The sequence below is a fragment of the Pedobacter cryoconitis genome, from assembly GCF_001590605.1.
Lineage (GTDB): Bacteria > Bacteroidota > Bacteroidia > Sphingobacteriales > Sphingobacteriaceae > Pedobacter > Pedobacter cryoconitis_A.
The window spans coordinates 4,051,153-4,075,677 of the sequence record NZ_CP014504.1; the positions used below are offsets into that span (position 1 = coordinate 4,051,153).

Annotated in this window: 19 protein-coding genes; 13 read left to right on the forward strand and 6 right to left on the reverse strand. The window is 39.5% G+C overall.

The window, feature by feature from the left end:
• Positions 1–29 precede the first annotated feature (29 nt).
• Positions 30–4,463 (reverse strand): DNA polymerase III subunit alpha, encoded by a 4,434-nt coding sequence (gene dnaE / locus AY601_RS16790; RefSeq protein WP_068403143.1) that lies wholly within the window; start codon positions 4,461–4,463, stop codon positions 30–32.
• 116 nt (positions 4,464–4,579) lie between these two features.
• Entirely contained in the window at positions 4,580–5,068 is a 489-nt protein-coding gene (locus AY601_RS16795) for a lipocalin family protein (RefSeq protein ID WP_068403145.1), read from the reverse strand.
• 248 nt (positions 5,069–5,316) lie between these two features.
• Between AY601_RS16795 and mdh the strand changes: the two genes are divergently transcribed.
• The 6 genes from mdh to AY601_RS16825 all read left to right on the forward strand — a co-directional run bounded on the left by mdh (position 5,317) and on the right by AY601_RS16825 (position 10,408).
• Complete coding sequence (gene mdh, locus AY601_RS16800; RefSeq protein ID WP_068403147.1) at positions 5,317–6,255, forward strand: malate dehydrogenase; 939 nt, start codon at positions 5,317–5,319, stop codon at positions 6,253–6,255.
• Positions 6,255–6,689, forward strand: a complete 435-nt coding sequence (locus AY601_RS16805) for a retropepsin-like aspartic protease (protein WP_068403149.1) — start codon at positions 6,255–6,257, stop codon at positions 6,687–6,689. The genes mdh and AY601_RS16805 overlap by 1 nt, the downstream gene beginning before the upstream one ends.
• A gap of 47 nt (positions 6,690–6,736) precedes the next feature.
• On the forward strand, positions 6,737–7,423 hold the full coding sequence (locus tag AY601_RS16810) for a response regulator transcription factor (protein ID WP_068403151.1): 687 nt from the start codon (positions 6,737–6,739) through the stop codon (positions 7,421–7,423).
• Positions 7,420–8,784, forward strand: a complete 1,365-nt coding sequence (locus tag AY601_RS16815; RefSeq protein ID WP_068403153.1) for a HAMP domain-containing sensor histidine kinase — start codon at positions 7,420–7,422, stop codon at positions 8,782–8,784. Before AY601_RS16810 ends, AY601_RS16815 begins: the two co-directional genes overlap by 4 nt.
• Positions 8,785–8,959: 175 nt before the next feature.
• Positions 8,960–9,451, forward strand: a complete 492-nt coding sequence (locus AY601_RS16820; protein ID WP_068403155.1) for a hypothetical protein — start codon at positions 8,960–8,962, stop codon at positions 9,449–9,451.
• 24 nt (positions 9,452–9,475) lie between these two features.
• On the forward strand, positions 9,476–10,408 hold the full coding sequence (locus AY601_RS16825) for a bestrophin family protein (protein ID WP_068403157.1): 933 nt from the start codon (positions 9,476–9,478) through the stop codon (positions 10,406–10,408).
• 135 nt (positions 10,409–10,543) lie between these two features.
• Here the strand turns inward: AY601_RS16825 and gyrB are convergent, their stop codons facing one another.
• Positions 10,544–12,502, reverse strand: coding sequence for a DNA topoisomerase (ATP-hydrolyzing) subunit B (gene gyrB, locus AY601_RS16830; RefSeq protein WP_068403159.1), 1,959 nt, complete (start codon positions 12,500–12,502; stop codon positions 10,544–10,546).
• A 228-nt stretch (positions 12,503–12,730) separates the two neighbouring features.
• Between gyrB and AY601_RS16835 the strand changes: the two genes are divergently transcribed.
• Entirely contained in the window at positions 12,731–13,345 is a 615-nt protein-coding gene (locus AY601_RS16835) for an OmpH family outer membrane protein (RefSeq protein WP_068403161.1), read from the forward strand.
• An 80-nt stretch (positions 13,346–13,425) separates the two neighbouring features.
• Here AY601_RS16835 and AY601_RS16840 read toward each other — a convergent pair whose 3' ends face one another.
• Complete coding sequence (locus AY601_RS16840; RefSeq protein WP_068403163.1) at positions 13,426–13,836, reverse strand: RNA-binding S4 domain-containing protein; 411 nt, start codon at positions 13,834–13,836, stop codon at positions 13,426–13,428.
• Between the two features lie 78 nt (positions 13,837–13,914).
• Here AY601_RS16840 and AY601_RS16845 point away from each other — a divergent pair, with 78 nt between their 5' ends.
• From AY601_RS16845 to miaA, 6 genes are all read left to right on the forward strand, one after another.
• On the forward strand, positions 13,915–14,733 hold the full coding sequence (locus tag AY601_RS16845) for a 2,3,4,5-tetrahydropyridine-2,6-dicarboxylate N-succinyltransferase (protein ID WP_198163543.1): 819 nt from the start codon (positions 13,915–13,917) through the stop codon (positions 14,731–14,733).
• Positions 14,733–15,851 carry a glycosyltransferase family 4 protein gene (locus AY601_RS16850; RefSeq protein ID WP_068403165.1) on the forward strand — a complete coding sequence of 373 codons (1,119 nt, stop codon included), beginning with the start codon at positions 14,733–14,735 and terminating at the stop codon, positions 15,849–15,851. Before AY601_RS16845 ends, AY601_RS16850 begins: the two co-directional genes overlap by 1 nt.
• Before the next feature lie 41 nt (positions 15,852–15,892).
• Positions 15,893–16,459, forward strand: coding sequence for an L-threonylcarbamoyladenylate synthase (locus AY601_RS16855; RefSeq protein WP_068403167.1), 567 nt, complete (start codon positions 15,893–15,895; stop codon positions 16,457–16,459).
• Between the two features lie 68 nt (positions 16,460–16,527).
• Complete coding sequence (locus AY601_RS16860; RefSeq protein WP_157287980.1) at positions 16,528–17,943, forward strand: CCA tRNA nucleotidyltransferase; 1,416 nt, start codon at positions 16,528–16,530, stop codon at positions 17,941–17,943.
• 130 nt (positions 17,944–18,073) lie between these two features.
• A complete protein-coding gene (locus AY601_RS16865; RefSeq protein WP_068403169.1) occupies positions 18,074–18,724 on the forward strand; it encodes an IS1096 element passenger TnpR family protein in 651 nt (216 codons plus the stop codon).
• A 9-nt stretch (positions 18,725–18,733) separates the two neighbouring features.
• The gene (miaA, locus tag AY601_RS16870) at positions 18,734–19,645 is read left to right on the forward strand and encodes a tRNA (adenosine(37)-N6)-dimethylallyltransferase MiaA (RefSeq protein ID WP_068403170.1); all 912 of its coding nucleotides are present in this window, start codon (positions 18,734–18,736) and stop codon (positions 19,643–19,645) included.
• Between the two features lie 85 nt (positions 19,646–19,730).
• Here miaA and AY601_RS16875 read toward each other — a convergent pair whose 3' ends face one another.
• Complete coding sequence (locus tag AY601_RS16875; RefSeq protein ID WP_068403172.1) at positions 19,731–20,045, reverse strand: DUF3467 domain-containing protein; 315 nt, start codon at positions 20,043–20,045, stop codon at positions 19,731–19,733.
• A gap of 102 nt (positions 20,046–20,147) precedes the next feature.
• On the reverse strand, positions 20,148–24,440 hold the full coding sequence (rpoC, locus tag AY601_RS16880; protein ID WP_068403174.1) for a DNA-directed RNA polymerase subunit beta': 4,293 nt from the start codon (positions 24,438–24,440) through the stop codon (positions 20,148–20,150).
• Between the last annotated feature and the right edge of the window lie 85 nt (positions 24,441–24,525).

Genomic DNA, 24,525 nt, shown 5'->3' on the forward strand with positions numbered 1-24,525 from the left:
CCACCATATTTTCTAATGCCAAAATGACATTAGTTCAACTTATAACTCACCACATTCAGCGCTTTCAGCTGTTCCAAAAATGCATTATCAGGGTTGATTTTCAACGACTTAGAAGGAAGATCAAGCGAAACATTTTGTTCCCGGTCGTACACAACAAAATTCAATTGACAATTTTGTTGTTCTGTATTTTCCTTATTTTCTTCAATCATCGCCAGAATCTGAGTAATAATCTGATCATTAATTCCCTGAATTGGAATCTGTATGGTGATACATTTAGCCAGTTTATCTCTTAAATCTGATAAAAGGGCTATAGAAGTGATTTTAAACTCCCAGTCACCTTCTTTACGGAAGCGTTCTCCCACACGGCCACGGATTTGCAGGAAATAACCATCGGTCATAAATTGCTTGAATTTCACGAAGTCTTCTCCAAATAAAGCAAGTTCGCAACTGTCGTTATAATCTTCAAACACAATAGTACCAAAAGGTTTACCGGTTTTAGTCATCCGTTGTGCGGAGATTACAACCAGTCCGCCGACTACCAGTTCCCTGTTTTTGAGTTGCTCAAACTCTGCCAATACGTCTTCATTTGTATCTCCCATCCGTATTTTATTGACAACAGACAGGTGACGGACGTTGTGCTGGCAGAATTCTTTCAGCTCTAATTTATAGTTATCAAGCGGGTGCCCGCTCAGGAAAATCCCGATTGCATCCTTCTCGTATTTCAGCCGGTCTATTAAAGTCCATTCTGGAGCAACAGGTAAGGTAGGTTCATTGATCATATCTGCAACCGTACCGCCAAACAGCGAAGATTGTGCAGATGATTCACTGTTCTGGAAATCATTGGAATACTTGATCAGCTTTTCAATACCGTTGAGCTTATCGTTAATCCCTACAAAGAAGAATTGTGCACGGTGGAAACCGAAGCTATCAAAAGCTCCACTATAAACGAAACTCTCATAGGCTTTCTTATTCACTGTACGGGTATTGGAGCGTCTGGCAAAGTCATAAATACTATTGTAGAATCCACCATTCGTGCGTTCTTCAATGATACTTTCTACGGCTTTCTCCCCTACTCCTTTAATTCCGGAAAGACCAAAACGTACTTCTCCCTGGGGGTTTACAGAGAACTTCAAAATGGATTCATTCACATCCGGGCCAAGTACTCTTACGCCCATTTGTTTACATTCTTCCATGAAAAAGGCTACCTGCTTAATATCACTCATATTATTCGTCAGTACCGCAGCCATATATTCTGCCGGGTAATGTGCTTTCAAATAAGCAGTCTGGTAAGCAATCCAGGCGTAACAGGTAGAGTGAGATTTGTTGAAGGCGTAAGACGCGAATGCTTCCCAGTCTTTCCATATTTTCTCCAGTGTAGCCGGTGCATGTCCTTTTTCTGCTGCCTGGGCGACAAATTTAGGTTTCATCTTATCGAGCACATCTTTCTGTTTTTTACCCATTGCCTTCCGCAGTACATCGGCTTCACCTTTAGTAAAACCAGCAAGTTTCTGTGACAAAAGCATCACCTGTTCCTGGTATACTGTAATTCCATAGGTTTCCTTCAGGTATTCTTCGCAGGCGTCCAAATCGTACTTGATTTCTTCCTCTCCGTTTTTCCTGCGGACAAAACTTGGGATATATTCCAGTGGCCCTGGACGATACAATGCATTCATGGCAATCAAATCTCCGAATACGGTAGGCTTTAATTCTTTCATGTATTTTTGCATCCCGGTAGACTCGTACTGGAAGATACCGATGGTTTCTCCACGCTGGAACAACTCATAAGTCCTGACATCGTCAATAGGAAATTCGTCGGGGTCAAGCTGAATACCGGTTCTTAAGCGAACCAGTTTAACGGTATCTTTAATCAGGGTCAGTGTTTTCAGCCCCAAAAAGTCCATTTTCAACAGTCCGGCACTTTCTACCACAGAGTTATCAAACTGGGTGACGTACAGATCGGAATCTTTGGCCATGGCCACAGGCACATAGTTGGTGATATCGTCTGGCGTAATGATTACCCCGCAGGCATGTATACCGGTATTTCTTAATGAACCTTCCAGTATCCTGGCTTGTTGTATCGTTTCGGCACTTAAGCTTTTGGAGTCAGCAATATCTTTCAGCTCTACAACTTTCTCATATTCGTCTGCACGTAAAGCTCCCCGGAGTGATTTCTCATCGAGGTTAAAGATTTTGGCAAGCTTCAGGTTAGGGATAAGCTTCGCTATTTTATCAGCTTCAAAAAGTGGCAGGTCTAATACGCGGGCTGTATCTTTAATAGAGGACTTAGCCGCCATTGTACCATAGGTGATGATCTGCGCCACCTGGTTTGAGCCATATTTCTTGATGACATAGTCCATGACACGGCCCCTGCCCTCATCATCAAAATCGATATCAATATCAGGCATCGATACCCGGTCAGGATTCAGGAAACGCTCGAAAAGGAGGTCATACTTGATCGGGTCAATATTAGTGATCCACAGACAGTAAGCGACTACAGATCCCGCAGCCGAACCACGTCCCGGGCCAACAGATACATCCAGATTTCTGGCTTCCCTGATAAAATCCTGTACAATCAGGAAGTAACCCGGATAGCCTGTTTTCTCAATGGTCTGAAGCTCAAAGTCCAGACGTTCTATAATTTCGGGCGTAAGTTCTCCGTATCTTTTTTCTGCCCCAACAAAAGTAAGGTGGCGTAAATATTTATTCTCTCCTCTTTTACCTGCGTCATCTTCATCTTCCTGCACTAAAAATTGTTCAGGAATATCAAATTTAGGTAAGAGTACCTCTCTGGCAAGTTTGTAGATCGATATTTTGTCTACTATTTCCTGAATATTTAAAATTGCTTCCGGAAGATCCGCAAACAGCTTTTTCATCTCTTCTGAAGATTTGAAATAATATTCCTGGTTAGGTAAGCCGTAACGGTATCCACGTCCCCTGCCTATAGGTGTTGCCTGCTTTTCTGCATCTTTTACGCAGAGTAAAATATCGTGTGCGTTGGCATCTTTTTTATTAATGTAATAGGTATTATTGGTCGCAATTAGCTTAATATCATGCTTTTGAGCTAAGGAGATCAGCGTTTTATTGACTACGGTTTCATCATCCTGGTTATGGCGCATAATCTCCATATAGAAATCGGCACCGAATAGTGATTTCCACCAGATTAATGCTTCTTCAGCCTGGTTTTCACCCATATTCAGGATTTTACTGGCTATTTCACCATACAGGTTTCCGGAAAGCACAATGATGTCTTCTTTATATTGTTCGATGACATTCCGGTCAATCCTCGGGATATAGTAAAATCCCTTCGTATAGGCGATGGAAGACATTTTAGCCAGATTGTGGTAACCTGTTTTATTCTTAGCGAGCAGTACCATTTGATAACCGTTGTCTTTACGGGATTTATCAAGGTGATTTTCACAGACAAAGAATTCGCAGCCTACAATCGGTGTAATGGGTAATTCTGCTGGTTCTTCTCCTTTTTCTATGGCTGCATTATTTCTGGCTTCAACACCTTTATTATGGTTCAGTACCTGGTTCACAAAATGAAAGGCACCCATCATATTGGCGTGATCAGTCATGGCCACGGCAGGCATTTTATCTGCTGCTGCTGCTGCGATCAGGCCTGGAATATTAATGGTAGACTGCAAGACTGAAAACTGCGTATGGTTGTGCAGGTGGACAAATGTTGCGTCTTTAAGTTCTTGCTGGTTGTCTTTTAAGTCTTGTTTTGATAAGCCCGGGCCTTCTGCTTTGGCTTGTCTTTTCCTGATTTCATCAGAGGCCGCTTTAAGGTTAATGTGCTGAATGCCTGCACTTGGTATGACTGCTGGTTGGCTGGCGATAAAGGAACGGATATACTCCTGATCAGCTTGGAGCTGTTCGGGGGTAAAAACCTCCATTTTAACCAATTGAAGGAAACAACGTGTAGTCGCTTCCACATCTGCTGTTGCGTTGTGTGCTTCTGCAAATGGAACGCCAAAAAGGTAGCTGTGTAATTCGGTCAGTGTCGGCAGTTTGAACCTGCCCCCTCTACCACCTGGAATCTTTAATAAGTTGGCGGTAACTTCTGTACAGGTATCCAGAACAGGCATTTGGGCCATGGGGCTTTCTATACCCAACCGGTAAAATTCAGCGCCCATAATATTGACGTCAAAGCCGATATTCTGTCCGACTACAAATTTAGCTTTGGACAGGGCAATGTTGAATTTCTCTACTGCTTCACGGATATCAATACCTTGTTCTGTGGCTAATTCTGTAGAGATACCGTGGATACGTTCTGCATCGTATGGAATGTTAAATCCATCGGGCCTGACCAGAAAGTCCTCATGTTCAACCAGGTTTCCTAATGCATCGTGTAACTGCCAGGCAATTTGAATACACCTTGGCCAATTGTTCGTATCGGATACGGGTGCATTATAATTGGCAGGAAGACCTGTAGTTTCGGTATCAAAAATTAAATACATAGAAGGGTAATTATGAATCGCTGTTCTCTGGTTATTATTCCTCAAACAAAGCGAGGTACAAAATTACGTTTTTTTAAGAAGCGGTTGAAATTTACCTGATAAAATTGTTGCTGGATTCAGGAAGATTGTACCTGACTTCTGGGTGCTGCTGGCTTATGTTCCTGTGAGACAAGCTTTGAAGTCTCATAACCTTTTTGTGTGCACCGGCCGATAATTTCATTCAGCAGTTCATCTGCCATTTCTGGCTTGCGGGAAAGGATGCAAAGGTGTTTAAGTTTGGGATGCCCGACAACAGCGTAAGAATAATCTGCAGCGAGTTCAATGATCCAGTAGTCGACTTTTAATGGCCATACAAACTGTGCTTTAAGTTGTGCGTTGCTGGTTCCCCGGACAACGATCAGTTTGGAACGGACATACTTGGTTCCTTCGTCTGGTGGTAATTTATAGGTCGTAAAAACAGCGTAATAACCGTCAGGATGTATCACATACGTCTCCGTAGTTTCATGCCAGTGCTTGTCCATAAAGGTGGGTATTGAGCATAGTGAATACCATTTACCTGCATAAGACATAATATCAACTTTTTCAACAGGTTTATTCTCTAACATAGCGTTCCCTCATTAATACGGTAAGAATATCTGTTTAGATGCAATGATCAAAATCAATTTACAAATCTAAACAGACGTTAAGCAAATGTAAATTCTTTCTCATAAAACCACGAAGGTCTGATAAAGTTTTAAAAAGCATTTTAAACTTTATCCAAGAATATGTTGAAATTTTCTGATAATGCCTTAAATTTTATAACTTGGGCAAGAAGATCTAATGAAGGTTTTATTACAATTTAAAAATTGAATCCATGAAGATAACAGTTGTTGGTGCAGGAGCAGTTGGTGCTACTTGTGCAGATAATATTGCTAGAAAAGAGTTAGCTGAAGAATTAGTTTTATTAGATATCAAAGAAGGTTTTGCTGAAGGCAAAGCGATAGATATGATGCAAACTGCTGCATTATTAGGTTTTAATACAAAAATAACCGGTGTAACGAATGATTATAGCCAGACTGCAGGTTCTGCTGTTGCTGTAATTACTTCTGGTTTACCACGTAAACCGGGAATGACCCGCGAAGAGCTGATTGGCATCAATGCGGGCATTGTTAAAGGTGTAGCAGAAAATATATTAAAGTTCTCTCCGGATGCGATCATCATCGTGATTAGTAATCCAATGGATACGATGACTTATTTATCACTTAAATCGTTGGGACTGCCTAAAAACAGGATCATTGGTATGGGTGGTACTTTAGATAGTGCAAGGTTTAAATATTACCTGAGTGTAGCGTTAAACTGTAATTCAAATGATTTACAGGGATTTGTGATTGGCGGACATGGGGATACGACAATGATCCCGTTAACGCGTTATGCGACTTACCAGAGTTTACCGGTAACGGATGTTTTATCTGCTGAGGTGTTAGCTAAAGTTGCTGCCGACACAATGGTGGGTGGAGCAACATTAACTGGTTTGTTAGGGACTTCTGCCTGGTATGCGCCTGGCGCTGCTGGTGCTGCGCTGGTAGAGAGCATTGTTCGTGATGAGAAAAAACTATTTACTTGCTGTGTTGCACTGGATGGGGAATATGGACAGACTGACATTTGTTTAGGTGTACCTGTAATTGTTGGTCGTAATGGCTGGGAGAAAATTATAGATTACAACTTGAATGAGGAAGAAAAAGTAGCCTTCAATAAGAGTGCTGATGCGGTGAGAGCAATGAATAACGTGCTTAAAGAAATGAAGCTTATTTAATGCGTACTGTTACAGTCCCTCTTACTTTAATAAACTTAAATGATGACGGTTTCCACCTCCTGGTGGAAATCGTTGTTTTTGGTAAAAAACATTGGGCAGTCGTAGATACCGGGGCTTCAAGGTCAGTATTCAATAAGACTTTTATTGAACAGTATAGCGATGCTGTGGTTGAGCAGGAAGAAGAAACCAATGCGACTACACTGTTTACGACTTCAAGTACGATACAGGCAGTAATCCCGAAATTAAAAATCGGTAAGCTGCTGATTAAATCTTATCATGCGGTAGCATTGGATCTGGAAACGGTAAATGATGCTTATGAATTAATGGGACATCCCCGGATTGTAGCGATTATCGGCAGTGATATCTTCCTGAAATACCAGGCTAAGATTAACTACAAAAAACTGAAAATTCTATTTTCTTCTAAACCAGGCTGATTTCCACCACAATCTGCTTAAATTTGTCTGGATAAAAATACCTGCTTATGAAACTCCTTATTGTTGAAGACGAGCCTAATGTGGTGTCAGTTCTGAAAAGAGGGTTAAGCAGTGAAGGCTTTGAGCTAAGTGTAGCACCTGATGGATTTATTGCGCTGGAAATGGTTTCGGCACATTCTTTTGCGTTGATTATACTGGACATTATGCTTCCGGGAATCAATGGTCTGGATTTGTGTAAACAAATTAAGAAGAATTATCCGCAAATACCTATTATTATGCTGACTGCACTAAGCAGTACGGAGAATATCGTTACAGGGCTTGACAATGGGGCTGATGATTACCTGGTGAAGCCTTTTAAAATTGCTGAACTGAGTGCGAGGATCCGCATGTTGCTGAGACGGCATTCCGGGCTTCAGCAGGCGGATGAAATCATTACTGTTGGTGATTTACAAATTAATATTTCTGGTAAAACGGTAACCAGGGCTGATCAGGAAATTACATTAACGGCAACTGAATATCGTTTGCTCCAGTTTTTTGCCAGGAATAAGAACAAGACCTTATCCAGAATAGATATTTTGGAGAATGTATGGGATATTGATTTTAATATGGGCACAAACGTGGTTGACGTTTACGTCAATTACTTGAGAAAGAAAATAGATAAGGGCTTTAGCACTACGCTGTTGCATACTGTTGTGGGTTTAGGCTACCTGCTTAAAGAAAAATCATCGTCATGAATTTAAATACCCGCATTACTTTCTTATTTGCCGTTTTATCGGCAGTTATTATCTCTTTATTGAGTGGGTTTGTGTGGTATTTTGCAAATGAGTTTGCTTTTGAGGATTTCTACAAGAGATTGGAAGCGCGGGTAAAAATAGCGATTCAGACTAAGGCTGCAGCTGGAACAAATACGGTGGAGTACAATGAGGTACGCCAGAAATATCTGGAACGGCTCCCTCAGGAAGAGGAACAAGTTTTTGCTGCGGATAAAGCCAGTAAAATAGCTTTTGACAAAAAGGTAAATCTCCCTTCCAGTTTTTATAAAAATATTGAATCTGGTATGATGGCCCGTTACCGGAATGAAAACGTATTTTATGCGGGTAAGTACTTTAAAAATGGGCCAAATGGTTATATCGTCATCATTTCTGCAAAAGACCCATATGGGTATAGAGAACTTAAGGATTTACAGAAAATCCTGTTTGCGGGCTTCTTTCTTTCTGTTGCCTTATCGTACTTTGTAGGAAGAAGGTTCTCTGACTTCACTTTTAAACCAATCAGAGAGTTAATTAAAAAGGCGAAGGGGATTAGCGCAGAGAATTTGCACCAGCGCCTGCCTCCTATTAAGGGGAATGATGAAATCTCCGAGATTTCACAGACTTTTAATGATATGCTGGACAGGCTGGAAACTGCTTTTGAGACACAGAATAATTTTATAAGCAATGCTTCTCATGAGTTAAGAACACCTTTGACTATTATTAGCGGGGAAGCTGAATTGACAATTGCCAGGGATGGTCACCGGGATCCTGAGCTTCAGAAATCCCTGGCCACTATACAGGCTGAGTCTGAAAGGCTGGAAAATATACTGACCAGCTTGTTAAGTTTAGCACAGTCTGGTTTTGATGGGGAGAAACAGCGTTGGGAGGAAATAAGGCTGGATGAACTGATCTGGGATGTAAAGGCTTCTATTGACCTGGTTAATCCGGATAATCAAATCCAGGTGGATTTCTCTAAGCTTCCGGAAAACCCGGAGAGTATTAATCTAAATGGAAATCTGAACCTGATTAAACTGGCAGTAACTAATATTGTCAACAATGCGTGCAAGTATTCTGATAACAGAGTGGTTGAAGTCGGTTTATCGGTTACGCGTACTAATATTGTGATTAGTGTGAAGGATCAGGGCATCGGCATTCCTGAGGATGAGTTACAGCATGTTTTTGAGCCTTTTTTCCGTGCTTCTAATACGACTGATTATAATGGATATGGGGTAGGCCTGCCTTTATCATTAAATATTATCCGTTTGCATAAGGGAAGTATTGCGATTAAGACTGTCCAGGAATCCGGGACCGAAATGAACATTTTATTGCCCCGTTCGCGTTAATCGCGATATTCTGTTCTTAAATAAGCTCCTGTTTAACAGAACATTGTCTTCATAAAGTCATTCTGTCTCTCTATCTCGTCTTTCTTGCAATTCTAATCTCGTTCTAATCTCACTCTTATCCGGCTGTAATGTATGGGCTGTACTATTGTATCATTAACTAATCAAAAGATACAATATGAAAACAGTCTTAATTCCTACAGATTTCAATGAAAATTCAGTTTATCTCTCAGAGAACATCCTGAAAAATTTCAAAGATGAGCCAATCAGGATTTTATTCTTTCATGCTTATAAACTGACAGATTCTATCTCTGATTTATTAATGCTTTCCAGAAGAAGTACTGAGTACGGACAAATTCCGGAATCTTTCCACAGGGCGTGTTATGATTTCAAAAAAACACATCAGGCCCAGATAGACACTATCGGTGTAGAATATTTTTATGGCAGCACAATGGCCGCCTTCAGAAATTTTGCTGAAGCAAATGAGGTGGATTTCATCTACTGTCCTGAAACTTATAGCTTCCGTCAGATATCAAAGTATAGTATCAATCCTGATGTATTCTTAAATAAATCTGGTATCCCGATACTTCAGGTTATTCAGGAAGATGAAGCACCTGTAAAAATAAAGAAAGCAATTGTGCTTGAGCATGAAGCTGCTCAGCTTGTCTAGTTATGACCTTTTAAAACACACTATATGTTATTAAAGAAAAATGTCCCGCTAACCTACATATTTGGGAAAATATATAAAGATTTGATTTTAGTAACTGTGTATGCCGTTGGTATCGTCATACTTTATGAAAACTTTCATTTCACCAGAATCTCTATACCAATCGCTGTACCTGCACTTTTGGGTACAGTAATCTCACTTTTACTAGCATTCCGGTCTAACCAGGCTTATGACCGCTGGTGGGAAGCGCGGATTCTCTGGGGTGGAATTGTGAATGATTCAAGATCATTAACCAGACAGGTGCTTTACTTTATTGATGATCCTTATTATTCTGCAGAAATACAGCTGTTTAAGGAGCGCTTTGTGAAAAGACAAATTGCCTGGGCTTATGGTTTAAGTCAATCGCTTAGAAATACGAATCCGATACTTGGACTGGACAAATTTATGAAACCTGATGAACTGGATTTCGTCAGCAGATATAAAAATGTACCGATGTCTATTTTGGAACTGCATGCACGTGATATTAAAATCGCTGTTAAAGAAGGCTGGATCAATACTTATCAGCAGATAGAGATTGACAGGACTTTAACAAATTTATGTGACCGTATGGGTGGTTCTGAACGGATAAAAAACACAGTATTCCCGGTTACCTATAGTAAGTATATCAATATGACGATCTACTTATTTATCATCATGCTGCCATTCGGGTTAATTGAGTTCTTTGGATACATCGAGGTGCCGGTAGTGATCGCAATTGCAGCAGCTTTCTTATTAATTGAGAAAATGGCTATTCATTTGCAGGATCCTTTTGAGAACAAGCCTACGGATACACCTACAACAACTATTTCAAAAACTATTGAAAGAGATTTATCTCAGATGCTGAATGATGCGCATTACCATGAAGATAAAATGAATGCTATGGAGCCTGTTCACAATCCAAAAACCTATTATATTTTGTAGTAGAGCTATAATAAAGGCTGATAATAGCGTCTTATTTCCATAATAAAAAGGGGTGGTTGTGAGCGCCAGTGCTGTGCACTGGCGCTCACAACCACCCCTTTTATCTTTTATGTTTTTTATATTCAGACTAAAAACTTAAGCGTCAATCTTCGCGTATTTAGCGTTTCTTTCGATGAATTCTCTTCTTGGTGCAACTTCATCTCCCATTAACATAGAGAAAGTATGGTCACACTCTGCAGCGTTTTCAATTGTAGCTTGCATTAAGGTACGGTTAGCTGGGTTTAATGTAGTATCCCAAAGCTGTTCTGCGTTCATCTCACCCAAACCTTTATAACGCTGGATGTGAACACTTTCTTCTTTACCTTGCCCTTTTAAGCGTTGTACTGCTGCATCACGCTGTTGATCATTCCAGCAATATTCCTGCTCTTTTCCTTTTTTAACAAGGTAAAGGGGGGGTGCTGCGATGTAAACATAACCGGCTTCAATTAATGCTTTCATGTATCTGAAGAAGAAAGTCAGGATCAGTGTAGTAATGTGTGATCCGTCAATATCCGCATCCGTCATGATCACTATCTTATGGTAACGAAGTTTAGTAATGTTTAAAGCTTTGTCATCTTCAGGAGTACCTATACTTACACCGAGTGCAGTAAACATATTCTTGATCTCGTCGTTTTCGTAGATTTTATGCTCCATTGCTTTTTCCACGTTCAGGATTTTACCTTTTAGCGGAAGAATAGCCTGGAAGTTACGGTCACGGCCTTGTTTTGCAGTTCCACCCGCCGAATCTCCCTCGACAAGGTATAATTCACATTTTTCAGGATCACTGTCTGAACAATCGGCTAGTTTACCTGGTAAGCCAGATCCGCCCATTACACTTTTGCGCTGAACCATCTCACGTGCTTTACGCGCTGCTGCACGTGCTGTAGCTGCCAGAATCACCTTGTTGACAATCATTCTGGCTTCTTTTGGATATTCTTCCAGATAGATACCCAATGCTTCACCAACAGCAATATCCACAGCTCCCATAACCTCAGTATTACCTAGTTTGGTTTTGGTCTGCCCTTCAAATTGCGGCTCTTGTACTTTTACTGAAATTACAGCAGTCAGACCTTCACGAAAGTCATCACCGGTAATCTCAAATTTAACGTTTTTAAGTAAACCAGACTTGTCAGCGTATGCTTTCAGGGTACGGGTTAAACCTCTTCTGAAACCGGCAATGTGTGTACCACCTTCATGTGTATTGATATTATTTACGTAAGAGTGTACGTTTTCAGCGTAGCTGTCATTGTACTGCAAAGCAAGCTCTACCGGTATACCATTTTTAATTCCCTCTACATAAATAGGCTCAGCAATCAGTGAAGGACGACCTCCGTCCAAGAACTGAACAAATTCTTTTAAACCACCTTCAGAAAGGAAAAGTTCAGTCAGGAAATTACCCTGGTCATCCACTTCACGCTCATCTGTTAAGGTTAGGCTGATCCCTTTATTTAAGAAAGATAATTCTCTTAAGCGCGAAGCCAGTGTATCGTAACGATATTCTGTAGTCTGGGTAAAGATCTTGTCATCTGGTGTAAAAGTGATTACAGTACCTCTTTTATCAGTTTCACCTACAGTTTTCACATCGTACTGTGGTTTACCTTCACGGTATTCCTGTACCCAGATTTTTCCTTCACGGTGTACTTCTGCTTTTAAGTGTATAGATAGTGCGTTTACACAACTTACCCCTACACCGTGCAATCCACCGGAAACTTTATAAGTGTCTTTATCGAATTTACCACCGGCATGCAGTACAGTCATTACAACCTCAAGCGCCGATTTTTGTTCTTTTTGCATGATCCCTGTCGGAATACCACGACCGTTATCCTCAACTCTGATAGAATTATCTTTAAGAATATTTACCGTAATCGTATTGGCATGTCCTGCCAGAGCCTCATCAATAGAGTTATCTACTACTTCATAAACCAAATGGTGCAACCCTTTAACACCCGTATCACCTATATACATTGAAGGGCGCTTACGCACCGCTTCTAAACCTTCTAATACCTGTATATTATCTGCCGAATAATTTGACTTTGAATCTTTTTCTTCGCTCATAAATGTTAATAAAAAATAAGATTCAAAAATAACCAATTATGGCCAATTAAAGGCAAATGTGGATAACTATTTGATCAAAAAACTACATTAATGACCCAAAAAAAACAAGTTATTTAGGATACTAAATTGGAAATTTTATATTTGCTAAAATTTACTCCGTCAGTTTAATCCATAAATGGACGCTGAAGCTGGAAAAGAATTAAAAACAACACTATAATACACGCATAAATGAACAGAACATCCTTCAAACTAAGCACACTGGCTACCGCTGTAGCATTAGTTTCAGTATTGGCTTCTTGCCAGAGTAAAGACAACAAAGCTGCGACTGATACTGCGGTTAAAACTGACGTTGCCGGATCAGCAGCAGTTAAAGCTAACGAGCCTATCGTTTATGTAAATTCGGATTCGTTATTAACTAAGTACCAGTACTTTAAAGATCTTAAGACTAAATTAGATGCTAAATCTAAAGCTGCTCAGACTGATCTTGCTTCAAAACAACAGGCTTTTCAACGTGAAGTTGCTCAATATCAGCAAACTCAAAATACATTACCTGCTGACCAAAGAGCGACTACTGAGCAAAGATTAGCACGTAAACAACAGGAATTACAAGCTTATCAGCAAAATGCTGGTGCTGCTTTACAAAATGAGCAAGGTGCTGAGCAAGAAAAATTATACAACAAAATTGCTGATTATCTAAAAATCTATGCCAAGGGTAAAGGTTATAAAATGGTGTTGACTTACCAGAAAGGTAACAGTGCTATTTTATTCGCTGACGCTTCTTTAGATGTTACAAGTGAAGTGATCACTGGTCTTAACGAAGGTTACAAGGCTGATAAAAAATAAGCTGCTATAGCTCCATAAAAAAGCCCTGGTAGTTTTTGAACTATCGGGGCTTTTTTGTGGAAATATATTTTGACACCTTATTATTCGTCTTTTTTGTCTTCGTCGAAAAGGTTACCTTTTAAATCATCAATCTCTCTTCTGTCTCTTTTGGTTGGCCTGCCTGCACCTCTGTCCCGGATTAAAACGGGTGAGTGGAACATGCTTTTATAACCCTGTGTTTCTTCGAGTGGGGTAATGTCTTTATATTTCGTAACCGCGATCTTGGATTCAACTCTGGTATAAAGGAGTTCGACTACCTCGATGATCTTTTTTTCGATTCCTTTAGAGACCTGGTAAATGTCACCTGGTTTCACAACTACAGAGGCTTTCACATTCTGACCGTTAAATTTAACGCGGCCAGCTTTACACGCCTCAGTTGCTAAAGTTCTTGTTTTAAACAATCTTATTGCCCACAAGTATTTATCTATCCTTAATTTTTCCTGCTCTGCCATAAAAAATCAAAAATACATAAGTAAAAGATCGCTCAATACATAAAATTGATTTATTTTGTGAAAAAATAAAAATTGATAATGATTAAAGAATTGAAAAAGTTAATAGAGGCTGCTTGGGAAGACAGAACTTTATTAGAATATACTGAATATTGTGAAGCGATCGAGACTGTTGTGATGCAGCTGGATAAAGGAGAAATCCGCGTTGCTGAGCCAATTCTAAATTCATGGGGCATCAATGAATGGATAAAGAAAGCTGTTATTCTTTATTTCCCTATCAGAGAAATGAAAGAAATTGAAGTTGGCCCTTTCGTATTTCATGATAAAATGAAATTGAAAACCAATTATAAAGAATTAGGAGTGAGAGTTGTGCCTGGTGCAAGTGCACGTTATGGTGCATTTTTAGCTAAAGGAGTAATTTTAATGCCTTCTTATGTGAACATCGGTGCTTATATTGATGAAGGTACAATGGTAGATACCTGGGCTACTGTAGGTTCTTGTGCACAAATCGGAAAACATGTACACTTAAGTGGTGGTGTTGGTATTGGTGGTGTTTTAGAGCCAATTCAGGCTGCTCCGGTTATTATCGAAGATAACTGTTTCATCGGTTCACGGGCTATCGTTGTGGAAGGTGTACGTGTAGAACGTGAAGCTGTTTTAGGTGCAAACGTTGTATTAACCGCTTCTACTAAAATTATTGATGTTACAGGAAGTACTCCTGTTGAATATAAAGGTATCGTTCCTGCAAGATCAGTAGTGATTCCAGGAAGTTATACTAAAAAATTCCCTGCTGGCGATTACCAGGTCCCATGTGCTTTGATCATCGGAAAACGTAAAGAATCTACAGATAAAAAGACTTCACTTAATGATGCATTAAGAGAAAACAATGTAGCTGTCTAATGAATATTGGTTTTGATGGAAAAAGAGCTGCCAATAATTTTACTGGTTTAGGTAATTATAGCAGATCACTTGTTTTACAGTTATCAGAATTTTTCCCTCAAAACCAATATCTTATTTACAGTCCTAAGGTAAAGCGCCATGGGCAGATTTCTTCTTTTTTTGAAAAGCAGAATATCCACCTGGTGTTACCTGAAAAGTCTAAGTTCTTATGGAGGACTTTTGGCGTAAAAAAGCAATTAGTGAAAGATAATATTGCTATTTATCATGGTTTAAGTAATGAAATCCCTGTTTGGATATCTCCGGCTATCCGGACTGTAGTTACTATTCATGATCTTATTTTCTTGCGTTATCCGCAGTATTACAAATTCATAGACCGCACTATTTATAATTTCAAAAGTAAATACGCTTGTAAACATGCGGATCGTATCATTGCGATCAGTGAGCGCACTAAAAATGATATTATTACGTATTACCAAATCGATCCTTCAAAAATAGAAGTGCTTTATCAAACCTGCGACGATTCTTTTAAAAAAATTATTGGTCAGGAGTTTAAAGATTCGATACGCGAAAAGTATCAGCTACCTGAAAAGTATATCCTCAATGTAGGAACAATCGAACCAAGAAAGAATTTACTGGCTGTGGTACAGGCTTTACCTGCTATTGAGCCGGAGTTCAAATTGGTAGTGGTTGGTAAAAAACAGGCTTATGCGGAAAAAGTTATTGCTGAGATTGAAAGGCTGGGTCTTGGAGATCGCGTTATTTTCCTGAAGGATATCCCATTCACAGACCTTCCTGCTATCTATCAGCTCGCTACTGTATTTGTTTATCCATCTTTTTACGAAGGGTTTGGTATCCCGATCATCGAGGCTCTTTATAGCCAGATACCCGTTGTTGCGGCAATTGGTTCTTGTCTGGAAGAAGCGGGCGGACCACATAGTTTGTACATAGATCCGAATGATGCAGCTGCATTAGCAAGGGCAGTAAATTCAGTTTTAACTGATCCAGCGCTGGCCGGCAAGATGAAAGAGGAAGGTTTGAGCTATGCACAGCGATTCAATACTGCTGATTTAGCCCGTCAGCTGATGGATTCTTACAGCAGCATGATCGCTAAAGATTAAGAACGCTCTGAATACCGGAGATTATTTAATAAATTTACGGCATGCTAAAAACGGAAATTGACAAGGCTTTAACGGTCTTGAAAAATGGAGGCGTAATCCTCTATCCTACAGATACAGTATGGGGTATAGGTTGTGATGCGACAAATGAAGCTGCAGTCGAAAAAATTAATGCGATTAAAGGCCGCTCTGCTGCTCAAAGTTTTATTGTCCTGGTGGATAATGATTCGAAAATACAAAGTTATATAGATGAAGTGCCTGAGGTTGCGTACGATCTGATTGAATTTGCGGAACATCCATTAACCATTATCTTTTCGGGGGCAAAGAATTTAGCTAAAAATGTAATCAATACGGATGGTAGTGTGGGCATAAGAGTGGTTAAACATGATTTTGCGCAACAGTTAGTACAACGTTTCAGAAAGCCTGTTGTTTCTACCTCAGCCAATCTTTCAGGTCAGCCTACTCCACAGTTTTTTGATGAGATAAACGAAGAGATTAAAGCTGCTGTGGATTATGTGGTAGACTGGGAGCAGGAACTCAAAGTCAGCAAAAAGGCATCTACAATTATGAAATTAAGTCCATCTGGTCAATTTTCCTTCATAAGAAAGTAAGTTTTAGTACTTTTGCGGACGCTATTGAAAGCATCATGAGTTTACAAGCTCAAAACAATATATAATTAGTGAAAAAAAATCTAGAACATCCTGTTTTTAAGGTAATGGCTGGTATTGCCGATGAAAATCATATCGAAGCCTATGTGATTGGTGGATACGTACGGGATATTTTTCTGAAAAGACCATCAAAGGATATTGATGTAGTCGTACTGGGAAATGGGATCGAATTTGCTGAACTTACCGGAAAACAACTAAAGAGTAAAGTTGCCGTTTTTAAAAACTTTGGTACGGCTATGTTAAAATACCGTGAGCTTGAAGTTGAATTTGTTGGTGCAAGAAAAGAGTCTTACCGTGCTGATTCCCGTAAACCTATCGTCGAAAACGGTACGATTAAGGACGATCAGTTGAGAAGGGATTTTACAATCAATGCTTTGGCAATCTCCTTAAATAAAGAGAATTTCGGGCAGTTGGTAGATCCTTTTAATGGTATAGAGGATTTGAATAATAAATTAATCCGTACTCCACTGGATGCTGAAATTACATTTTCAGACGATCCTTTACGGATGATGCGGGCTATCCGCTTTGCGACGCAGCTGAATTTCAGTATTGATGAACAGGCGTTAGCTGCAATTGCAAAACAAAAAGAAAGGATCAGTATTGTTTCAAAAGAGAGAATTACAGACGAACTGAATAAAATCATCCTCTCCCCTGTTCCTTCAATAGGCTTCAAATACTTATTCGATACAGGCTTGCTTGCTATCATCTTTCCACAAATGGCTAATTTATATGGCGTAGAAATCATTAAAGGAAAAGGGCATAAAGACAATTTTTACCATACCTTGCAGGTACTGGATAATATCTGTGAAGTTACAGAGGACCTTTGGTTACGCTGGGCAGCGATTCTTCATGATATCGCTAAACCACCAACTAAACGTTTTGAAGAGAATCATGGCTGGACTTTTCATGGTCATGAGGATAAGGGAGCGAGAATGGTCCCCCAGATCTTCTCACAGTTGAAGTTGCCCATGAACGAGAAGATGAAGTTTGTTCAGAAGATGGTTCAGCTACATTTGCGCCCTATTGTTCTGGCACAGGAAGTGGTGACGGATTCTGCGGTAAGACGTGTATTATTTGATGCGGGTGAAGATATTGAAAGCCTGATGTTACTCTGCAATGCGGATGTAACTACTAAAAATGAGTATAAAGTAAAAAAATACCGGAATAACTTTGAGCTGGTTAAGCAAAAGCTGAAAGATGTAGAAGAGCGGGATAAAATAAGAAACTGGCAACCTCCTGTTTCAGGAAATGATATCATGGAAGTATTCGGCCTTGCTGCCGGTAAAGAAGTGGGCATGATTAAAAATGCAATCCGCGAAGCAATTCTGGAGGGCGAAATAACAAATTCACCTGGTGACGCGTTAGCGTTTATGTTGCGCAAAGGAAAAGAATTTGGATTAATCCCCGTTACAGAACAACCCAAATAATTAATGTTACCACTGGGGTTATAGTTCTTAGAATTATGGCCCAAAATGGCATCATATCTCATAAAATGAATATGTTCCAAGGAAATACATATTTTATTTTATAATTTTATAATATAGAAATACAGCACAAATGGCAATTTATAGATTCAGACTTAGTTTTGACGATTACGATGAAGTAATCAGAGAGATCGATATCAAATCAACGCAAACTTTTGAAGATTTACATAAAGCACTACACCGTACTACTGGTTATAATGCAGAAAAATCTTCTTCATTTTATGTAAGTTCTGATCATTGGATCAAAGGTGATGAAATCGCCTATCTTCCAACGCAAAAGAAAACCGATCGCGGTGTGAGCTTAATGGAGAAGTCCAAGCTTAGTGCTTTTATTGAAGATCCACATCAGAAATTTTATTATATCTATAATTTTGACCGTCCTTATGAGTTTCATGTAGAGTTGATCAAGATTATTTTGCAGACAGATCCTAATATAGAATATCCTATTCTTTTCAAAAGTATAGGAGAAGCGCCTAAGATCTTTGATGCCAATAATATCCCAACTGAAGTGGTAACGAATAGTCCTGTTTCAAATGATTTCGATTTTCTGAACGAGATGGATTTTGTTCCTGAGGATACAGAAGAAATTGAAGCGATGGATGGCCGTGGTATTACTACCTCAGAAAAAAGTGAAGATGCTGATGAAGACGATTCAGATTCGGATGATTTCTCCGAAGATGAGGATTATCATGAAGATGAATACAATAGCAAAGAAGACTACTAAGCCATATCAATGGCAAAAAATAAAACATTAATTGTAATTGCAGGGCCAACGGCAATAGGTAAAACAGCTTTAGCTATTACGCTGGCCCAACATTTTACAACAGAAATCATCTCTGCTGATTCCAGACAGTTTTTCAAAGAGATGTCTATAGGAACTGCAAAGCCTCATGCAGATGAGCTTGCTGCCGCCAAACATCATTTTATTGACTCCCATTCTATCAATACTTTCTTTAGTACCGGAGATTTCGAGAAACAGGCCTTAGGGTTATTAGATGAAATCTTTACCAGGCACGATCTGGCAATTATGGTTGGAGGATCAGGTCTATACCTGGATGCTGTAACCAAAGGGCTCGACGAATTGCCGGATACGGATATGGAAATCAGAAGTCAGCTGAACAAGCTGTTTGAAACGGAAGGATTGGAACCTATCAAAGCACAGCTTGAAGCAGCAGATCCGGAATATTATGCGAAAGTGGACCAGGCGAATACGCAACGTCTCATCCGCGGACTGGAATTTTTCCTGTCTACAGGAAAAAAGGTGTCTTCATTTTTCACGAACAGCAGGAAAGAGAGATCTTTTAATATTATAAAGATCGGGTTAAACATGGAAAGGCCGCTTTTATATGAGCGTATTAACCATCGGGTAGATATCATGCTTCAGGAAGGCCTTTTAGAAGAGGTCGAATCCCTGAAAGATTACAGAGAACTCAACGCCCTAAAAACTGTGGGTTATGCAGAGCTTTTCGACTACCTGGATGGTACGATTAGTTATGAAGTTGCTGTGGATAAGATCAAACAAAACACCAGGCGGTTTGCAAAGCGTCAGCTGACGTGGTTTAGAAGGGATACACAAATCCATTGGTTCTCCCCTGATCAGCCGGCAGAAGTCATCAATTTCATCGAGGAATCCATAAAAACATAAAATTAAGGAGAAAACAGGCAGAAAATTGTCCTCTCCTTATTTAGTAAAAACGAAGCTCCTTAGTTTAAGAGGAAGCCTTATTCAACTAAGCTTGTGCTGTTGGCCCTCCAAAATTCATTGGAAATCCTGATGGCTCCTCCTGAGTTTTGATCCTCCCATTAATTGATTCGAACTTCTCTATATTATCCTGCATTGCGCTCATTAATCTCTTGGCGTGTTCAGGAGTTAAAATGATTCTTGATTTCACTTTTGCCTTTGGTACTCCTGGCATTACCCTGATAAAATCCAGTACGAACTCCGTATTAGAATGTGTGATTATTGCAAGGTTTGAAAATATACCTTCTGCTATCTCCTCAGAAAGTTCAATGTTAATCTGATTATCGTTGTTCTCGTTTTCCATACTACAAAACTACTTCTTTAATTCCTTAGCATGGTAGCTATATTAAAAAAAAATCCCCCCTGACAAGATCAGGGGGGATTAAAAAAAAATTAACTATTCAAATTATGCTTCTATTTCTTCTTCTTGTTTCGAAGCTAATAATTTGTCATACTCTTCTTGTGAACCAACGATAATACGTTCGTATCCACGAACACCAGTACCTGAAGGAATCAAGTGACCAACGATTACGTTTTCTTTCAATCCAAGCATGTTATCACGTTTACCTGCAATTGCAGCTTCGTTCAATACTTTTGTAGTTTCCTGGAAGGAAGCTGCAGAGATGAATGATTTAGTACCTAATGATGCACGTGTAATACCTTGTAACACAGAACTAGCAGTTGCTGATCTTGCATCACGAACTTCGATCTGTTTCAAGTCTTTACGTTTCAATTGAGAATTTTCGTCTCTTAATTTACGCAGAGAAAGAATCTGACCTGGTTTAACAGTGTTTGAATCACCAGCATCAATAACAACTTTCTTGTCATAGATGTCATCGTTTTCAATCATGAAGTCCCAACGATCTACAGAGTTATTTTCTAAGAATGTAGTATCACCCGGATCTTCAATATGAACTTTCTGCATCATCTGGTGTACAATAACCTCAAAGTGTTTATCATTGATTTTCACCCCTTGTAAACGGTAAACTTCCTGGATACCATTCACTAAGTATTCTTGTACAGCAGCAGGACCTTTAATTGCCAAGATATCCGCAGGAGAAATCGATCCGTCTGATAATGGCATACCAGCTTTCACGAAGTCATTGTCCTGAACCAGGATGTGTTTAGATAATGGTACAAGATATTTCTTGATCTCACCATCTTTTGATTCGATAGTCATCTCACGATTACCACGTTTCACACCACCTAAAGTTACTACACCATCAATCTCAGTTACTACAGCTGGATTAGAAGGGTTACGTGCTTCGAACAATTCTGTTACACGTGGTAAACCACCCGTAATATCTCTTGTTTTTCCTGTAGCACGAGGGATTTTAACTAAGATCTGACCAGTTTTAACTGCTTCTCCATCATCGATAGAAACGTGAGCACCAACAGGAATGTTATACTGTCTGATTAATTCACCTTTTTTATCTACTACTCTTACTGATGGATTTTTAGTTTTATCACGTGTATCGATAATTACTTTCTCACGGTGACCAGTTTGCTCATCTGACTCTTCACGGAAGGTAACACCTTCAATAATTGCATCAAATTCGATTTTACCGGCAAACTCTGAGATAATAACCGCGTTATATGGATCCCATGAACAAATCTTATCTCCTTTTTTAATTTCAGCTCCTTCTTCAACATATAAGAATGAACCGTAAGGGATATTATTGGTCATGATAACTTTACCAGTACCTTTTTCTACGATTTTGAATTCACCTGAACGGCCTAAAACAATTTGTTTCACACCTTGCTCACCTGTATCATTTGCTACAGTACGAACGTTTTCAAATTCTATGATACCATCAAACTTCGCATTGATCTGAGATTCAGCAGCAATGTTCGATGCGGTACCACCCACGTGGAACGTACGTAATGTTAACTGTGTACCCGGCTCACCGATAGACTGTGCAGCAATTACACCGACAGCTTCTCCACGTTGAACACGTTTACCTGTTGCAAGGTTACGGCCGTAACAAAGCGCACAAACACCTCTTTTGTTTTCACATGTCAATACTGAACGTATTTCCACGCCTTCTAAAGGAGACTCTTCGATTGCTTTTGCGATGTCTTCATCAATATCCTGACCAGCACCTACTAATAATGCACCATCCAGAGGATTAAATACATCATGAAGTGAAATACGACCTAAAATTCTGTCATATAATGGTTCAACGATATCTTCGTTATCTTTCAACGCAGTAGTATACATACCTCTTAAAGTACCACAATCAGCAGCGTTCACGATCATATCCTGAGCAACGTCATGTAAACGACGGGTCAGGTAACCAGCATCTGCAGTTTTTAACGCTGTATCCGCCAAACCTTTACGCGCACCGTGGGTAGAGATAAAGTATTCTAATACTGATAGTCCTTCTTTAAAGTTCGAAAGAATCGGATTCTCAATAATTTCACCACCCGAACCTGATTTCTGAGGTTTTGCCATCAGACCACGCATTCCGCAAAGCTGACGAATCTGCTCTTTAGATCCACGTGCTCCAGAGTCAAGCATCATATATACCGAGTTAAATCCTTGGTTATCGCTAGATAACTGAGTCATCACGAATGATGTTAAACGGTTGTTGATACGAGTCCAGATATCGATAATCTGATTATAACGCTCGTTGTTGGTAATGAATCCCATGTTATAGTTATTCCTTACCTCTTCAACTTCAGCAGAAGCTTGCTCTAAAAGAACTTGTTTCTCTGCAGGGATATTTACATCCTGTAAGTTAAACGATAGTCCACCTCTGAATGCCATTTGGAAACCTAATTCTTTGATATCATCCAAGAATCTGGCAGCGCGTGACATACCGGTAACTTTTACTACATCACCGATAATATCTCTCAGTGATTTTTTAGTCAGCAATTCATTGATATAACCAACTTCTTCCGGAACCATTTGATTAAATAGTACACGACCGACAGTAGTTTCAGTTAGTTTATTAACAATATTTCCGTCAGAATCTTTAACATTTACCTTTACTTTGATAAATGCGTGAAGATCGATACGTTTCTCATTGTAAGCAATGATAACTTCTTCCGGAGAATAGAATGAGAAATCCTGTCCGTTAACCACACGGTTTTCGTCAGTTCTGCGGCCTTTAGTAATGTAATAAAGACCCAAAACCATATCCTGAGAAGGTACAGTAATCGGAGTACCGTTTGCAGGGTTCAGAATGTTGTGCGCAGCTAACATCAATACCTGGGCTTCCAAAATAGCAGCATGACCTAAAGGTAAATGCACAGCCATCTGGTCACCGTCAAAATCGGCGTTGAATGCAGTACACACTAACGGGTGTAACTGGATTGCTTTTCCTTCCACCAATTTAGGCTGGAAAGACTGGATACCCAATCTGTGCAGCGTAGGTGCACGATTCAGTAATACAGGGTGACCTTTTAAAACGTTCTCAAGAATGTCCCAAACCAATGGGTCTTTTCTATCTACAATTTTCTTTGCAGATTTAACTGTTTTCACGATTCCACGTTCGATCATCTTACGAATGATAAACGGTTTGAAAAGCTCAGCAGCCATATCTTTAGGTAAACCACATTCGTGTAATTTAAGGTTTGGACCTACAACAATTACCGAACGCGCAGAGTAATCCACACGTTTACCCAATAAATTCTGACGGAAACGACCTTGTTTACCTTTCAGGATATCTGAAAGAGATTTCAAAGCACGGTTACCTTCAGTTTTAACCGCATTTACTTTACGTGAGTTATCGAATAACGAATCTACAGCTTCCTGTAACATACGTTTTTCGTTACGTAAAATAACCTCTGGTGCTTTAATCTCGATCAAACGTTTTAAACGGTTGTTACGGATAATCACACGACGGTACAGATCATTTAAATCTGAAGTAGCGAAACGACCACCTTCAAGAGGTACTAACGGACGTAATTCCGGTGGAATAACAGGAACAATTTTGATAATCATCCATTCTGGATTATTTTCAATACGTGTTCTTGCACCACGGAAAGCTTCCACAACTTGTAAACGTTTTAATGCTTCGTTTTTACGTTGTTGAGAAGTCTCGTTTGCAGCCTGGTGACGTAAGTTATAAGATAAAGTATCTAAGTCAATACGTTTCAATAAATCTTCTAATGCTTCAGCACCCATTTTGGCGATGAATTTATTAGGATCTTTATCGTCTAAGTATTGGTTTTCTTTAGGTAATTTATCAAGAATATCAAGGTACTCTTCCTCAGTAAGGAAATCCATATACTGGATACCTTGTTCTTCCATCAAACCAGATTGAATAACTACATAACGCTCGTAGTAAATAATCAAATCTAATCTTTTGGTAGGAAGGCCTAATAAGTAACCAATTTTGTTTGGCAGTGAACGGAAATACCAGATATGCGCAACAGGAACCACCAAGTTGATGTGACCCATACGCTCTCTACGCACTTTTTTCTCCGTTACCTCAACACCACAACGGTCACAAACAATACCTTTATAACGGATACGTTTGTATTTACCACAGTGACATTCGTAATCTTTTACCGGACCAAAAATACGCTCGCAGAACAAACCATCACGTTCAGGTTTGTAAGTACGATAATTAATAGTCTCAGGTTTTAACACCTCACCACTAGAGCGCTCTAAAATAGCCTCCGGCGATGCCAAACTAATGGTAATCGAGGTGAAATTGCTTTTTAATTTATTATCCTTTTTGTAAGACATAGCTCTGTTGTTTGAATTTGAAAATTTAAAAAGTCAGAATGGGCTCCTGCTTTAACAGGTCCCATTCCGACATTAAAAAATTCAA

Coding starts and splice junctions, on each gene's coding strand:
- dnaE (WP_068403143.1), bottom strand. CDS start 4,463: ATGTATTTAATTTTTGATACCGAAACTACAGGTCTTCCTGCCAATTAT.
- AY601_RS16795 (WP_068403145.1), bottom strand. CDS start 5,068: ATGTTAGAGAATAAACCTGTTGAAAAAGTTGATATTATGTCTTATGCA.
- mdh (WP_068403147.1), top strand. CDS start 5,317: ATGAAGATAACAGTTGTTGGTGCAGGAGCAGTTGGTGCTACTTGTGCA.
- AY601_RS16805 (WP_068403149.1), top strand. CDS start 6,255: ATGCGTACTGTTACAGTCCCTCTTACTTTAATAAACTTAAATGATGAC.
- AY601_RS16810 (WP_068403151.1), top strand. CDS start 6,737: ATGAAACTCCTTATTGTTGAAGACGAGCCTAATGTGGTGTCAGTTCTG.
- AY601_RS16815 (WP_068403153.1), top strand. CDS start 7,420: ATGAATTTAAATACCCGCATTACTTTCTTATTTGCCGTTTTATCGGCA.
- AY601_RS16820 (WP_068403155.1), top strand. CDS start 8,960: ATGAAAACAGTCTTAATTCCTACAGATTTCAATGAAAATTCAGTTTAT.
- AY601_RS16825 (WP_068403157.1), top strand. CDS start 9,476: ATGTTATTAAAGAAAAATGTCCCGCTAACCTACATATTTGGGAAAATA.
- gyrB (WP_068403159.1), bottom strand. CDS start 12,502: ATGAGCGAAGAAAAAGATTCAAAGTCAAATTATTCGGCAGATAATATA.
- AY601_RS16835 (WP_068403161.1), top strand. CDS start 12,731: ATGAACAGAACATCCTTCAAACTAAGCACACTGGCTACCGCTGTAGCA.
- AY601_RS16840 (WP_068403163.1), bottom strand. CDS start 13,836: ATGGCAGAGCAGGAAAAATTAAGGATAGATAAATACTTGTGGGCAATA.
- AY601_RS16845 (WP_198163543.1), top strand. CDS start 13,915: ATGATTAAAGAATTGAAAAAGTTAATAGAGGCTGCTTGGGAAGACAGA.
- AY601_RS16850 (WP_068403165.1), top strand. CDS start 14,733: ATGAATATTGGTTTTGATGGAAAAAGAGCTGCCAATAATTTTACTGGT.
- AY601_RS16855 (WP_068403167.1), top strand. CDS start 15,893: ATGCTAAAAACGGAAATTGACAAGGCTTTAACGGTCTTGAAAAATGGA.
- AY601_RS16865 (WP_068403169.1), top strand. CDS start 18,074: ATGGCAATTTATAGATTCAGACTTAGTTTTGACGATTACGATGAAGTA.
- miaA (WP_068403170.1), top strand. CDS start 18,734: ATGGCAAAAAATAAAACATTAATTGTAATTGCAGGGCCAACGGCAATA.
- AY601_RS16875 (WP_068403172.1), bottom strand. CDS start 20,045: ATGGAAAACGAGAACAACGATAATCAGATTAACATTGAACTTTCTGAG.
- rpoC (WP_068403174.1), bottom strand. CDS start 24,440: ATGTCTTACAAAAAGGATAATAAATTAAAAAGCAATTTCACCTCGATT.